General features: G+C 67.4%; 11 protein-coding genes. 2 read left to right on the forward strand and 9 right to left on the reverse strand.

Annotated features, from left to right (window positions below):
• Positions 1-24: 24 nt before the first annotated feature.
• Positions 25-972 (reverse strand): transaldolase, encoded by a 948-nt coding sequence (gene tal, locus EV685_RS13255; RefSeq protein ID WP_130482517.1) that lies wholly within the window; start codon positions 970-972, stop codon positions 25-27.
• Positions 973-1,273: 301 nt separating this feature from the next.
• On the opposite strand from tal, the gene zwf reads away from it, so the two are divergent.
• Both zwf and EV685_RS13265 read left to right on the forward strand, forming a co-directional pair.
• Complete coding sequence (gene zwf / locus EV685_RS13260; RefSeq protein ID WP_130482518.1) at positions 1,274-2,731, forward strand: glucose-6-phosphate dehydrogenase; 1,458 nt, start codon at positions 1,274-1,276, stop codon at positions 2,729-2,731.
• Positions 2,732-2,892: 161 nt separating this feature from the next.
• A complete protein-coding gene (locus tag EV685_RS13265; protein WP_130482519.1) occupies positions 2,893-3,747 on the forward strand; it encodes a MurR/RpiR family transcriptional regulator in 855 nt (284 codons plus the stop codon).
• Positions 3,748-3,760: 13 nt separating this feature from the next.
• Here the strand turns inward: EV685_RS13265 and EV685_RS13270 are convergent, their stop codons facing one another.
• The 8 genes from EV685_RS13270 to EV685_RS13305 all read right to left on the reverse strand — a co-directional run bounded on the left by EV685_RS13270 (position 3,761) and on the right by EV685_RS13305 (position 14,179).
• Positions 3,761-4,024, reverse strand: coding sequence for an STAS domain-containing protein (locus tag EV685_RS13270; RefSeq protein ID WP_130482520.1), 264 nt, complete (start codon positions 4,022-4,024; stop codon positions 3,761-3,763).
• A 37-nt stretch (positions 4,025-4,061) separates the two neighbouring features.
• Positions 4,062-4,676 (reverse strand): MlaC/ttg2D family ABC transporter substrate-binding protein, encoded by a 615-nt coding sequence (locus tag EV685_RS13275; RefSeq protein WP_130482521.1) that lies wholly within the window; start codon positions 4,674-4,676, stop codon positions 4,062-4,064.
• A gap of 84 nt (positions 4,677-4,760) precedes the next feature.
• A complete protein-coding gene (locus tag EV685_RS13280; protein WP_130482522.1) occupies positions 4,761-5,501 on the reverse strand; it encodes an MlaA family lipoprotein in 741 nt (246 codons plus the stop codon).
• Complete coding sequence (gene mlaD / locus EV685_RS13285; RefSeq protein WP_130482523.1) at positions 5,498-5,977, reverse strand: outer membrane lipid asymmetry maintenance protein MlaD; 480 nt, start codon at positions 5,975-5,977, stop codon at positions 5,498-5,500. The genes EV685_RS13280 and mlaD overlap by 4 nt, the downstream gene beginning before the upstream one ends.
• Before the next feature lie 13 nt (positions 5,978-5,990).
• Positions 5,991-6,770, reverse strand: a complete 780-nt coding sequence (gene mlaE, locus EV685_RS13290; protein ID WP_130482524.1) for a lipid asymmetry maintenance ABC transporter permease subunit MlaE — start codon at positions 6,768-6,770, stop codon at positions 5,991-5,993.
• Positions 6,767-7,573 carry an ABC transporter ATP-binding protein gene (locus EV685_RS13295; protein ID WP_130482525.1) on the reverse strand — a complete coding sequence of 269 codons (807 nt, stop codon included), beginning with the start codon at positions 7,571-7,573 and terminating at the stop codon, positions 6,767-6,769. Before EV685_RS13295 ends, mlaE begins: the two co-directional genes overlap by 4 nt.
• 277 nt (positions 7,574-7,850) lie before the next feature.
• Positions 7,851-9,317 carry a glutamate synthase subunit beta gene (locus EV685_RS13300; RefSeq protein WP_130482526.1) on the reverse strand — a complete coding sequence of 489 codons (1,467 nt, stop codon included), beginning with the start codon at positions 9,315-9,317 and terminating at the stop codon, positions 7,851-7,853.
• Between the two features lie 53 nt (positions 9,318-9,370).
• Positions 9,371-14,179: a glutamate synthase-related protein gene (locus tag EV685_RS13305; protein WP_130482527.1), complete on the reverse strand. Its 4,809-nt coding sequence runs from the start codon at positions 14,177-14,179 to the stop codon at positions 9,371-9,373.
• Positions 14,180-14,251: the final 72 nt, after the last annotated feature.

Below are 14,251 nucleotides of genomic sequence, written 5' to 3' on the forward strand. Positions count from 1 at the left end.
GGGTGGCGGGGCCGGTCTGTCGGTTCAGAGCTTCTGGATCATCACGTCGAGCTTGCCGGCGTCGACCGCAAAGCCACGGATGCCCTCGGCGAGCTTCTCGGTGGCCATCGCGTCGGCATTGAGGGCATAGCGGAAGGCGGCCTCGTCGAGCGTGACACGCTCGATCGCGGCGTCGCGGGCGGCCGCCGCGTCGAGGGCGCGCTCGAACGGCACCTCGCTGGCCTGCAACTGCGCCAGCAGGTCGGGGCTGATGGTCAGCAGGTCGCAGCCCGACAGCGCGGTGATCTGGCCGACGTTGCGGAAGCTCGCGCCCATCACCTCGGTGGCGATGCCGAACTTCTTGTAGTAGCTGTAGATCTGGCTGACCGAACGCACGCCCGGATCGTTGGCGCCGGCCATCGCGGCCTCGTCCCAGGCGGCGCCGGCCGACTTCTTGTACCAGTCGTAGATCCGGCCAACGAAGGGCGAGATCAGCTGCACGCCGGCCTCGCCGCAGGCCACGGCCTGGCAGAAGGCGAACAGCAGCGTCAGGTTGCAATGGATGCCCTCGCGCTCCAGCTCGGCGGCGGCCTGGATGCCCTCCCAGGTCGAGGCGATCTTGATCAGCACACGCTCGCGGCCGATGCCGGCAGCCTCGTACAGGCCGATCAGGCGGTGGGCGCGCGCGACGGTCGCGGCACGGTCAAAGCTCAGGCGGGCATCGACCTCGGTCGAGACGCGGCCGGGCACGACCTTCAGGATCTCGAGGCCGAAGCGCACCAGCACGCGGTCGACGATCTCGTCGAGCGCCAGGCCCCGGTGGGCGGCGACGGTGTCGGCCAGCAACGGCGCGTACTCGGCCTGCTGCACGGCCTTGAGGATCAGCGAAGGGTTGGTGGTCGCGTCACGCGGCGCGAACTGGGCGAGCTGCAGGAAGTTGCCGGTGTCGGCGACAACGGTGGTGTGGCGCTTGAGCTGTTCGAGCTGGTTCATGGCGTGGGGCGGCAGGGGACGACAGGGGGAACCCGGAATTAGACCGCAAGCAGACGGTGCTTGAGTTCAAGCGAGTTACGGCCGCGACAGACCGTTCGCCGATTCGTCGAACGACCGTTCGCCATGGGAGAAATGGCGGGTCGAAGGCGGGGTCGGCGAGCCTGGATTGACCGCCGCAAGAAACTCATGCATCATCGTTTCTGAAACAAAGTTACACCGCCAACGCCGGCTCGGCGTGACACGGCGGCGGCAACTGGCAACGGCATTCACCCGATCCCACACTCGATCCAAGGGTCACTTCATGTCCTTCGACCTCGTCCTTTTTGGCGGCACCGGCGACCTCACCTGGCGCAAGCTCATGCCCGCGCTGTTCCAGGCCTTCCGGCACGGCAAGCTGCCCAGCGGCGGTCGCATCCTGGCGGTCGCCCGCGACGACCGCAGCGACGCCGACTACCGCAAGTTCATCAAGGACCGCTTCGTCGAGGTCGAGAGCTCCAAGCGCCCGAACGAGGAAGAGTTCGCCCGCTTTGCCGAGCTGCTGCACTACCGCCGCATGGACCTGTCGCAGCCGGCCGACTACGCCGGCCTGAAGCAGTGGCTGGACGAACGTGGCGCCGACACCGTCGTGCTCTACCTGGCCACCAGCCCGCACCTGTTCACCGCCATCACCGAGCAGCTCGGCGCGGCCGGTCTGAACGCGCCGCACATCCGCGTCGTGCTGGAAAAGCCGCTCGGCCACGACCTGGCCAGCGCGCAGGAGATCAACACCGTCGTGCGCTCGGTCTTCGCCGAGAAGCAGGCCTTCCGCATCGACCACTACCTCGGCAAGCCCTCGGTCCAGAACCTGATGGCGCTGCGCTTCGGCAATGCGTTGTTCGAGCCGCTGTGGCGCCGCGAGAGCATCGCCAACATCCAGATCACGCTGGCCGAGTCGCTCGGCGTGGGCACGCGCGGCGACTTCTACGACCGCACCGGCGCGCTGCGCGACATGATCCAGAACCATGCCCTGCAGCTGCTGACGATGATCGCGATGGAGCCGCCGTCGACCAGCGACGCCGACGCGATCCGCGACGAGAAGCTCAAGGTGCTGAAGTCGCTCAAGCCCTTCACCGCCGAGAGCGTCACGCGCGACGTCGTGCGCGGCCAGTACCGCGCCGGCAATGTCGACGGCAAGAAGGTGCCGGGCTACCTCGACGAGGTCAAGGTGCCGAGCGGCAGCCACTGCGAGACCTTCGTGGCGATCCGCACCGAGGTGCAGAACTGGCGCTGGGCCGGCGTGCCCTTCTACCTGCGCACCGGCAAGCGCCTGGCCGCACGCGACGCCCAGATCGTCGTCAACTTCCGCCCGGTGCCGCACCCGATCTTCACGGGCGCCCACCGCGCCAACAAGCTGGTGATCAAGCTGCAGCCCGAGGACGGCCTGGAGCTGCACCTGCTGGCCGCCAAGGGCACGGGGGTGGGCGACATGCTCGCGCCGGTCTCGCTGGACCTGGACTTCGACAAGGCCTTCCAGAGCGACCGCGTCGGCGCCTACGAGCGCCTGCTGCTCGATGCCATCGCCGGACGCCTGAACCTGTTCGTGCGCAGCGACGAGCAGGAAGAGGCCTGGCGCTGGGTCGAGCCGGTGCTCGACACCTGGGCCCGCGAGCGCAACGGCGGTGGCGAAGGCCCGCGTGGCTACGCCGCCGGCAGCTGGGGCCCTGCGGCCGCCAGCGCGCTGGTGGCCCGCGACGGCAACGTCTGGAGCGAAGAGCAATGATCTGGCCACTGCCGCCCGCCCCGGCGCCCGCGCCTGCCACATCGGCCTGGCCGGCGTCGCCCGGCGGCAGTTCGGCGGCGGGTCCACTTGCTGGTCCCCTAGGGCAGACGTCCTTGACGGACGATGGCCGAACGGCGAACGTCACCCGATCGGCCCCCACCATGCTCGACCGCATCCGCGCTTCCCTCCCCGCCCTGTCACCCGCCGAACAGCGGGTGGGCAAGCTGGTGCTGGCCGATCCGCGCAGCTTCTCCAGCCTGCCGGTGGCCGAGCTGGCCGATCGTTCGCACGTCAGCAAGCCCACGGTGGTGCGCTTCTGCCGCAGCGTGGGCTATGACGGTCTGGCCGACTTCAAGCTCAAGCTCGCCGGCACGGTCAACGAGGGCGTGCCCTTCGTGCACCGCGCGGTCGATGAGGACGACAAGCCCAACGACCTGATCGTCAAGGTCATCGACAACGCCGTCAGCGCCTTGCTGAAGTACCGCGGCGACGTGGCCGCGCACGCGATGGAGAAGGCGATCGAGGCGCTGACCGCCTCGGCCCGCGACGGCCGTCGCATCCAGTTCTACGGGGTCGGCAACTCGGGCATCGTGGCGCAGGACGCGCAGCACAAGTTCTTCCGGCTGGGCGTGCACGCGGTCGCCTTCAGCGACGGCCACGTCCAGGTGATGGCCGCCACCATGCTGCAGCCGGGTGATTGCGCGGTGATGATCTCGAACTCGGGCCGCACCCGCGACCTGCTCGATGCCGCCGAGATCGCCCGCCGCAAGGGCGCGCAGACCATCGTGATCAGCTGCAGCGGCTCGCCGCTGGCGCATCAGGCGCAGATCCTTCTGGCGGTGGACCACCCCGAGGACTACGACCGCTACAGCCCGATGGTCAGCCGGCTGCTGCACCTGACGGTGATCGACATCCTCACCACCGCGGTGGCGCTGCGCCTGGGTCCGGACCTGCGTCCGGTGCTGCAGGAGATCAAGCGCAACCTGCGCGCCAAGCGCTACGCCTCACCGGAATGAGGCGTCGGGTGGATCAGAGGCAGTTCGCCAGCCCGTAAAGCCCCGCCAGCCGCACCAGCCTGGCCGGCAGCGCCTGGGTCGTGAAGGTGCGACCCTGGGCCAAGGCGTGGCGCTTGCAGGACAGCAGCACGCCGAGCGCGCTCGAGTCGAAGCGGTTGAGCCGCTGGCCGTCGATGACCACCGGCGTGCCCGTCGGAAGCGCGTCCATTTGCGCATGCAGGGTCTTCAACGCCGGCGGCGTCTCGACATGGGTCAGGCGTTCAGGCAAGTTCAGCATGGGACGACGGGACTCGGTGAAGCATCAGGGAGCAGATTCACTTGGCGGCGGCGCCCTTGTTGCGCTCGGCCAGCTTTGCAATCAAGCCATCGATTCCTGACGCGGAGATTTCCTGGTTGAAGCTGGAGCGGTAGGTTTCCACCAACCAAACGCCCAGCACGTTGACGTCGTAGATCTTCCAGCTGTCTGCAGCTTTTTCCAGACGGTAGTCGAGCTGGATCGGCTCGCCCTTGCCCTTGATCTCGGTGCGCACCAGCACCTCGGTGTCCTCGGGCTTGGCGCGCAGCGGCTTGACCACCACCGACTGGTCCTTCACCTGCGTCAGCGCACCGGCATAGGTGCGCACCAGCAGGGTCTTGAACTCGTCCTGCAGACGGCCTTGCTGTTCCGGCGTGGCGGTGCGCCAGTGACGGCCCATCGCCAACGAGGTCATGCGCTGGAAGTTCACATGCGGCAGCACCTTGCTATCGACCAGGGCCACGATCTTCTTGAGATCACCGGCCTGGATGGCCTTGTCGGACTTCACGGTCTCGATCACCTCGGTCGACACCTGCTTGACCAGTGCATCGGGGGCGACGGTCTCGGCCCGTGCGGCCGATGCGCCCAGCAGGGCAGCGGTGACGAACAGGGTGGACCACAGACGCTTGAACATCGATTTCCTTTCGGTGGCAGCCAGATCGCTGCCTGCATGCAACGGCTGCGCCGCTGCGGCGGTGGACATCCGGTGAGACGCCCGCTACTCGTCGTCGCGGTAGGGGTTGGCTCCGCTGTCGGCGTCCGCATCGGCATCGTCCTCGGGCAGTTTGCCGTTGTAGACCAGGCTGCGGCGGCGCTGCAGGTAGGCATCACGCGTGAAGGTGTATTTGTCCAGCGCGATCGTGTCGAGCAGGCTGGTCGCCTGCAGCAGTTCGGCGCGCAGGTTGACGAAGCGCACCGAGGTCATGGCGTAGGCCGCCGACTCCGGAGTGACGAAGCTGGACGGGCTGAAGGCGATCGAGCTGGGGATGTCGAAGCTGTCGCGCAGCGTCGACGGTCCGAGCAGCGGCCAGACGATGTAGGCGCCCGGCGGCACGCCCCACACGCCGAGGGTCTGGCCGAAGTCCTCGCCGTGTTTGTCGAGCCCAAGCTCGGAGGCGACGTCGAAGAAGCCCAGCACACCGAAGACGGTGTTGGTGCCGAAGCGGCCCAGGTCCGACAGGCTGTCGACGAAGCGGCCCTGCAGGGCCAGGTTGGTGGCCGACCACAGGTCGCCGAAGTTGCCGAAGAAGTTGCTGACGCCACGTCGGACCGGCTGCGGCAGCACATCGCGCCAGACCGTCGCCACCGGCTTGATCACCGCGCCGTCGACCGCATCGTTGAAGGCATGCACGCCGCGGTTCCACGGTTCGAGCGGGTCAGGCCGTTGCGGCGTCGCGCAGGCTGTCAGCAGCGCGAACAGGCCCAGCGCAGCCAGCGAGGCGACGCGGCGGTGGCTCATTTCTTGTCGCCCTCGCTGCTGGCGTCGGCGGCCTTGCTGTAGAGGAACTGGCTGATCAGGGTCTCCAGCACCACCGCCGACTGGGTCTGCGTGATCACGCTGCCAGCGGCGAGGTTGACCGTGTCGCCGCCCGGCTCGAGGCCGATGTACTGCTCGCCCAGCAGGCCGGCCGTCAGGATCTTGGCCGAGCTGTCCTTGGGGAAGACGAAGCGTGTCTCCAGCTCCAGCTCGACGCTGGCTTGGTAGGTCTTGTCGTCAAAGCCGATGCGGGCCACGCGGCCCACCACCACGCCGGCGCTCTTGACCGCTGCACGCGGCTTGAGGCCGCCGATGTTGTCGAAGCGGGCGACGACCGAATAGGTCGGCTCGAAGGAGATGGCCAGCAGGTTGCCGGCCTTCAGGGCCAGGAACAGCAGCGCGGCCGCGCCGATCGCGACGAACAGGCCGACCCACAGGTCGTGACGGGATTTCTGCATGGATTCAGTCCGATCAGATCGAGAACATCAGCGCGGTCAGCACGAAGTCGAGCGCCAGCACGGCCAGCGACGACACCACCACGGTGCGGGTGGTCGCGCGGGCCACGCCTTCGGGCGTGGGCTGGCATTCATAGCCTTGCAGCAGCGCGACAAAGGTGACGGTCAGGGCAAACACCACGCTCTTGATGACGCCGTTGCCGACGTCCTTGAACACGTCCACGCCGGCCTGCATCTGCGACCAGAAGGAGCCGGCATCCACGCCGATCAGCACCACGCCGACCAGCCAGCCGCCGATGATGCCGACCGCGCTGAACACCGCCGCCAGCAGTGGCATGGCGATCAGGCCACCAAGGAAGCGCGGCGCCAACACACGCTGGATCGGGTCGACGGCCATCATCTCCATCGCGGCCAGTTGCTCGCCGGACTTCATCAGGCCGATCTCGGCGGTCAGCGAGGTGCCGGCCCGGCCAGCGAACAGCAGCGCGGTCACCACCGGCCCCAGCTCGCGCACCAGCGACAGCGCCACCAGCAGACCCAGCGCCTCGGCCGAGCCATAACGCTGCAGCGTGTAGTAGCCCTGCAAGCCCAGCACAAAGCCGACGAACAGGCCCGACACGCCGATGATGGCCAGCGAATGGTTGCCCAGGAAATGCACCTGGTCGACCACCAGACGCCAGCGCCGCAGGGCCACCGGCGAGAGCGCCAGCAGCCGCGCCAGCAAGCGTGTGGCCAGGCCGATGTCCGACAGGGTCTTGCGCGTGCCGGCCCCCAGGGCGATCAGTGCGCGCTTCATCGGCGAGCCTCCAGCCCGTAGTCCTGCTCAGCCGGGCTGGCGGGATAGTGGAAGCGCACCGGGCCGTCCGGGGCGGCGTCGACGAACTGGCGCACCAGCGGGTCGTCGGAGGCCCGCATCTGCTCGGGCGTGCCCTGGGCGGCGATGCCGCCATTGGCGATGAACACGACGTGGTCGGCGATCAGGAAGGTCTCCTCGACGTCGTGCGAGACGACGATGCTGGTCACGCCCAGCGCATCGTTGAGGGCCCGGATCAGCCGCGCGGCCACGCCCATCGAGATCGGGTCGAGGCCGGCGAAGGGCTCGTCGTAGAGGATCAGATCCGGGTCCAGCGCGATCGCGCGGGCCAGCGCCACGCGCCGCGCCATGCCGCCGGAGACCTGGCTGGGCATCAGGTCACGTGCGCCGCGCAGGCCGACCGCATCGAGCTTCATCAGCACCAGGTCGCGGATCAGTTCCTCGCTCAGGCGGGTGTGCTCGCGCAGCGGGAAGGCGACGTTGTCGAACACGGACAGATCGGTGAACAGCGCGCCGAACTGGAACAGCATGCCCATGCGCCGACGCGCCTCGTGCAGGCCGCGCCGGTCGAGCCGGGCGAGGTCCTGACCGTCGAACAGGACCTGGCCCGACAGCGGACTGAGCTGGCGGCCGATCAGCCGCAGCACCGTCGTCTTGCCGCCGCCGGACGTACCCATCAGCGCGACCACCGCGCCGCGCGGCACCGTCAGGTTGACGTCGCGCAAGATGATGCGGTCGCCGTAGCCGCAGGTCACCGAACGCAGTTCGACCAGCGGGGACAGCAAGGTGGAATCGGATGAAGCGGCAGTCAACGGGCGTGGCGTTCCGGTGTGGGGTGAGGCCCCTGTCTTGCAGGAGGCGAGTGACACGTTCAAGTCAGGCGCGAGGCAGGAAATGATAGGGGAAAGCCCCAAGTCAGGTCAGTCGCCCCCGCATCGTGCCCGAAAAGCATCAAGCCGCACCGCGCCGTTGGCAACGGCGTGATGCGGCTTGCTGCGGCCAGCTGCGGCCCGATGAGTTCGTGTGGTCCGCCGGCCCCGTCGCGACGAGGCTGGCGATCACTCAGCGCGGCAGCGTGGTCGCACCCATCAGGAACTCGTCCACCGCGCGGGCGGCCTGGCGCCCTTCACGGATCGCCCAGACCACCAGCGACTGGCCGCGACGCATGTCACCGGCGGCAAACACCTTGGCGACATTGGTCTTGTAGCCGCTGTCGATGTCGACGCCGGCACGGGCGTTGCCGCGCGGGTCCTTCTCGACGCCGAAGGCTTCCAGCACGGTGTTGACCGGGTTGACGAAGCCCATCGCCAGCAGCACCAGGTCGGCCTTGTAGGTCTTTTCCGTGCCGGCGATCTCCAGCAGCTTGCCGTCCTTGAACTCGACGTTCACGGTCTGCAGGCCGGTGACCTTGCCCTTGTCGCCCAGGATGGCCTTGGTCGAGACGGCGAACTCGCGCACGCAGCCTTCCTCGTGGCTGGACGAGGTGCGCAGCTTGAGCGGCCAGTAGGGCCAGACCAGCGGCTTGTTTTCCTTCTCGGGCGGTTGCGGCATGACCTCGAACTGGGTCACGCTGGCCGCGCCGTGGCGGTTGCTGGTGCCCACGCAGTCGCTGCCGGTGTCGCCGCCACCGATGACGATGACGTGCTTGCCTTCGGCGCGCAGCTGGTTCTTCAGCTTGTCGCCGGCATTGACCTTGTTTTGCTGCGGCAGGAACTCCATGGCGAAGTGAACGCCGTCGAGTTCACGACCCGGCACCGGCAGGTCACGGCTCTGCTCGGAGCCGCCGCACAGCACGACGGCATCGAAGTCGGCCTTGAGCTGCTCGGCCGAGACGACTTCCTTGGCGTCGTTGGTGACCTTGCTGCCCTCGGGCATCGCGCCGATCAGCACGCCGGTGCGGAAGGTCACGCCCTCGGCCTGCATCTGGGCGACGCGGCGATCGATGTGCGACTTCTCCATCTTGAAGTCGGGTATGCCGTAGCGCAGCAGGCCACCGATGCGGCTGTTCTTCTCGAACACCGTCACGTCATGGCCGGCCCGCGCCAGCTGCTGCGCCGCCGCCAGGCCGGACGGGCCCGAACCCACGACCGCGACCTTCTTGCCGGTCTTGACCTTGGGCGGCTGCGGCACGACCCAGCCCTCTTCCCAGGCCTTGTCGATGATGGCGTGCTCGATCGACTTGATGCCCACCGCGTCGTTGTTGACGTTGAGCGTGCAGGCCGCCTCGCAGGGTGCGGGGCAGATGCGGCCGGTGAACTCCGGGAAGTTGTTGGTGCTGTGCAGGACGGTGATGGCATTGCGCCAGTCCTGCCGGAACACCAGGTCGTTGAAGTCCGGAATGATGTTGTTGACCGGACAGCCGTTGTTGCAGAACGGCGTGCCGCAGTCCATGCAGCGCGCGCCCTGCACCTTCGCCTCGTCGGCCTTCAGGCCGATGACGAATTCCTTGTAGTTCTTCAGTCGCTTCTCGACCGGTTCGTAGCCCTCTTCGAGGCGTTCGAATTCGAGAAAGCCGGTGACCTTGCCCATGATGTGCTTTCAGTGATCTGTGCTGTGCTGTGCAGTGGCTGCTGACGATCCGCTCACTTGGCGGGGACCGTCTTGCTGCCCTTCTTGTCGCCCTTGTCGCTGCCCTTGGCCTTGGCGATGGTGGCGTCGGTGGCCTGCTGGGCACCCATCTCGCCGAGCGCGCGGCGGTACTCGTGCGGGAACACCTTGACGAAACGGCCGCGGGCCTCGCTCCAGTTGTCGAGGATGTCGCGGGCGCGCAGCGAGCCGGTCCAGCGGTGGTGATCCTCGACCAGCTTCTTGAGCAGGGCCTCGTCGGTCTGGGCCAGCCCATCGCGTCGATGCCAGATCGGCAGCTCGATGGTCTGCTCCTGCTCGCTGGCGCTGAGCACCTTCTCCAGGGCGACCTGGGCGGTGTTGCAGCGGCCGGCGAAGCTCGCGTCCTCGTCGTAGACGTAGGCGATGCCGCCGGACATGCCCGCCGCGAAGTTGCGGCCGGTCTTGCCCAGCACGACCACCGTGCCGCCGGTCATGTACTCGCAACCGTGGTCGCCGGTGCCCTCGACGACCGCCGTGGCGCCCGACAGGCGCACCGCGAAGCGTTCGCCGGCGACGCCACGGAAGAAGGCCTCGCCGCTGGTCGCGCCGTACAGCACGGTGTTGCCGACGATGATGTTCTTGGTCGCGTCACCCCGGAACTCGATCGACGGACGCACCACCACGCGGCCGCCGGACAGGCCCTTGCCGGTGTAGTCGTTGGCCTCGCCGATCATGTAGAGCGTGATGCCCTGGGCCAGGAAGGCCGCGAAGCTCTGGCCGCCGGTGCCTTCCATCTGGATGAAGATGGTCTGGTCGGGCAGGCCTTCCGGGCGGTGCTTGATCAGCTCGCCCGACAGCATCGCGCCGACGGAGCGGTTGACGTTGCGCGCGTCCTCCATGAACTGCACCTTCTCGCCACGTTCGATGGCGGGACGGCACTTCTCGATCAGCTTGACGTCCAGCGCCTTGGCCAGGCCGTGGTCCTGTTCCTCGACGTGGCGGCGCGACACCGCCGCCGGCACCGCCGGCTGGTGGAAGACGCGGCCGAAGTCCAGGCCCTTGGCCTTCCAGTGGCTGATGGCCTTCTTGGTGTCGAGCAGGTCGGCACGACCGATCAGGTCGTCGAACTTGCGGATGCCCAGCTGCGCCATGATCTGACGCGCTTCTTCGGCGATGAAGAAGAAGAAGTTGACGACGTGCTCGGGCTTGCCGGTGAACTTGGCACGCAGCACCGGGTCCTGCGTGGCCACGCCGACCGGGCAGGTGTTGAGGTGGCACTTGCGCATCATGATGCAGCCCTCGACGACCAGCGGCGCGGTCGCGAAGCCGAACTCGTCAGCGCCCAGCAGCGCGCCGATGACGACGTCGCGGCCGGTCTTCATCTGGCCGTCGGCCTGCACGCGGATGCGGCTGCGCAGGCGGTTGAGCACCAGCGTCTGCTGGGTCTCGGCCAGGCCGAGTTCCCACGGCGTGCCGGCATGCTTGATCGACGACCACGGCGACGCGCCGGTGCCGCCGTCATGGCCGGCGATCACGACGTGATCGGCCTTGCACTTGGCCACGCCTGCGGCGATCGTGCCCACGCCCACTTCCGAGACCAGCTTGACGCTGACCGAGGCGCGCGGGTTGGCGTTCTTCAGGTCATGGATCAGCTGGGCCAGGTCCTCGATCGAGTAGATGTCGTGGTGCGGCGGCGGGCTGATGAGGCCCACGCCCGGCACCGAGTAGCGCAACATGCCGATGTACTCGGAGACCTTGCCGCCGGGCAGCTGACCACCTTCGCCGGGCTTGGCGCCCTGGGCCATCTTGATCTGGATCTGGTCGGCCGAGACGAGGTACTCGGTCGTGACGCCGAAGCGGCCCGAGGCGACCTGCTTGATCTTCGAGCGCAGGCTGTCGCCGTCCTTCATCTCGTAGTCGGCGGCGATGACCTTGCTGCCGATGACGTCCGAGACCTTGGTGCCGGCGGTGATCTTGATGCCCTTGAGCTCGTTGCGGTAACGCGCCGGGTCTTCGCCGCCCTCACCGGTGTTGCTCTTGCCGCCGATGCGGTTCATGGCCAGCGCCAGCGTCGAGTGGGCCTCGGTGCTGATCGAACCCAGCGACATCGCGCCGGTGGCGAAGCGCTTGACGATCTCGGCGGCCGGCTCGACCTCGTCGACCGGGATCGCCTTGGACGGATCGATCTTGAACTCGAACAGGCCGCGCAGCGTCAGGTGACGGCGGTTCTGGTCGTTGATGATCTGGGCGTATTCCTTGTAGGTGTCGAACTTGTTGGCGCGCGTGCTGTGCTGCAGCTTGGCGATCGCGTCCGGCGTCCACATGTGCTCTTCGCCACGGGCGCGCCAGGCGTACTCGCCACCGGCGTCCAGCATGGTCGCCAGCACCGGGTCGTCACCGAAGGCGGCGCGGTGGTTGCGGATCGCTTCCTCGGCCACCTCGAACACGCCGATGCCCTCGACCTGCGTCGGGGTGCCGCGGAAGTACTTCTCGATCAGGTCGCGGTTCAGGCCGATGGCCTCGAAGATCTGCGCGCCGCAGTACGACATGTACGTGCTGATGCCCATCTTCGACATGATCTTCGAGAGACCCTTGCCGATCGCCTTGACGTAGTTGTAGATCGCCTTGTCGGCCGACAGCGAGCCGCCCAGGTCCTGGTGCATCTCGGCGATGGTCTCCATCGCCAGATAGGGATGCACGGCCTCGGCGCCATAGCCGGCCAGCACGGCGAAGTGGTGCACCTCGCGCGCCGATGCGGTCTCGACCACCAGACCGGCGGTCGTGCGCAGACCTTCGCGGACCAGGTGATGGTGGATCGCCGACAGCGCCAGCAGCGCCGGGATCGCCACGTGGTCGCGGTCCATCGCGCGGTCCGTGATGATCAGGATGTTGTGGCCGCTCTTGATCGCATCGACCGCCTCGGCGCACAGCGAGGCCAGCTTGGCCTCCACGCCCTCATGGCCCCAGGCCAGCGGATAGGTGATGTCGAGTTCGCTGGTCTTGAACTTGCCACCAGTGTGCGCGGCGATGCCACGCAGCCGCGCCATGTCCGCGAAGTCGAGGACGGGCTGAGCCACTTCCAGACGCATCGGCGGGTTGACCGCGTTGATGTCCAGCAGGTTGGGCTTCGGGCCGATGAAGCTGTTGAGCGACATCACGATGGCCTCGCGGATCGGGTCGATCGGCGGGTTCGTGACCTGCGCAAACAGTTGCTTGAAGTAGCTGAACAGCGGCTTGTTCTTGTCGGACAGGACCGCCAGCGGCGAGTCGTTGCCCATCGAGCCGATGCCTTCTTCGCCGTTGGCGGCCATCGGCGCGAGCAGGAACTTCAGGTCTTCCTGCGTGTAGCCGAAGGCCTGCTGGCGGTCCAGCAGGGACTCGGTCGTGGCCTTCGGCGCGGGTGCGCCGTCGGCCGGGATCGCGTCGAGCTTGATGCGGACGTTCTCGATCCACTGGCGATAGGGCTTGGCCGAGGCGAACTGGTTCTTCAGTTCCTCGTCATCGATGATGCGGCCCTGCTCGAAGTCGATCAGGAACATCTTGCCCGGCTGCAGGCGCCACTTCTTGACGATCTTGTTTTCGGGGATCGGCAGCGTGCCGGCTTCCGAGGCCATCACGACCAGGTCGTCGTCGGTGACGATGTAGCGCGCCGGGCGCAGGCCGTTGCGGTCCAGCGTGGCGCCGATCTGCTTGCCGTCGGTGAAGACCATCGAGGCGGGGCCGTCCCACGGCTCGATCATCGCGGCGTGGTACTCGTAGAAAGCGCGACGGCGCTCGTCCATCAGCGTGTGCTGCTCCCAGGCCTCCGGGATCATCATCATCGCGGCGTGCGCGAGCGGGTAGCCGCTCATCGTCAGCAGCTCCAGCGCGTTGTCGAAGGTGGCCGTGTCGGACTGGCCCTCGAAGCTGATCGGGTAGAGCTTGCTCAGGTCCTCGCCCAGCACCGGCGACTTCATGACGCCTTCGCGGGCACGCATCCAGTTGAAGTTGCCCTTGACGGTGTTGATCTCGCCGTTGTGGGCCACCATCCGGTAGGGGTGGGCCAGCGGCCATTCCGGGAAGGTGTTGGTCGAGAAGCGCTGGTGGACCAGCGCCAGCGCCGAGGTGCAGGCCGGGTTCTGCAGGTCGAGGTAGTACTTGCCGACCTGGTCGGCCAGCAGCAGGCCCTTGTAGATGATGGTGCGGCAGCTCATGCTGGGCACGTAGTACTCGCGGCTGTGGGTCAGCTTGAGCTTCTGGATCGCTGCCGAGGCGGTCTTGCGGATCACGTAGAGCTTGCGCTCCAGCGCGTCCGGCACGATCACGTCGTCACCGCGGCCGATGAAGATCTGGCGGATCACCGGCTCGGTGGTGCGCACCGTCGGCGACATCGGCATGTCGGCATCGACCGGCACGTCGCGCCAGCCCAGCAGCACCTGGCCTTCGGCCTTGACCGCGCGCGCCAGTTCCTGTTCGCAGGCCAGACGGGAGGCGTGTTCCTTGGGCAGGAAGATCATGCCCACGCCGTACTCGCCCAGCGGCGGCAGCGTGACGCCCTGGCGGGCCATTTCGGCGCGGAAGAAGTCGTCCGGGATCTGGATCAGGATGCCGGCCCCGTCGCCCATCAGCGCATCGGCGCCGACCGCGCCCCGGTGGTCGAGGTTCTCGAGGATCTTCAGACCTTGTTCGACGATGGCGTGCGCCTTCTGCCCCTTGATGTGGGCGACAAAACCGACGCCGCAGGCGTCATGTTCGTTCGCGGGGTCGTACAGACCGCCCTGGGCGAGGGTCTGGATGTCGGACAGCGTGGCGGTCTGGGTCTGGGACTCGATCGAGGACGAGGATCCCGAGGCGGCCTGGTTCATGGCGCACTCCTGCGATGTAAGAAAACGCGCGAAATTTACTGCAGTGCAGCGTGAGCCTCAACCCCAAATAAA

This window comes from Sphaerotilus mobilis, from assembly GCF_004216565.1.
Taxonomy (GTDB): domain Bacteria; phylum Pseudomonadota; class Gammaproteobacteria; order Burkholderiales; family Burkholderiaceae_C; genus Sphaerotilus; species Sphaerotilus mobilis.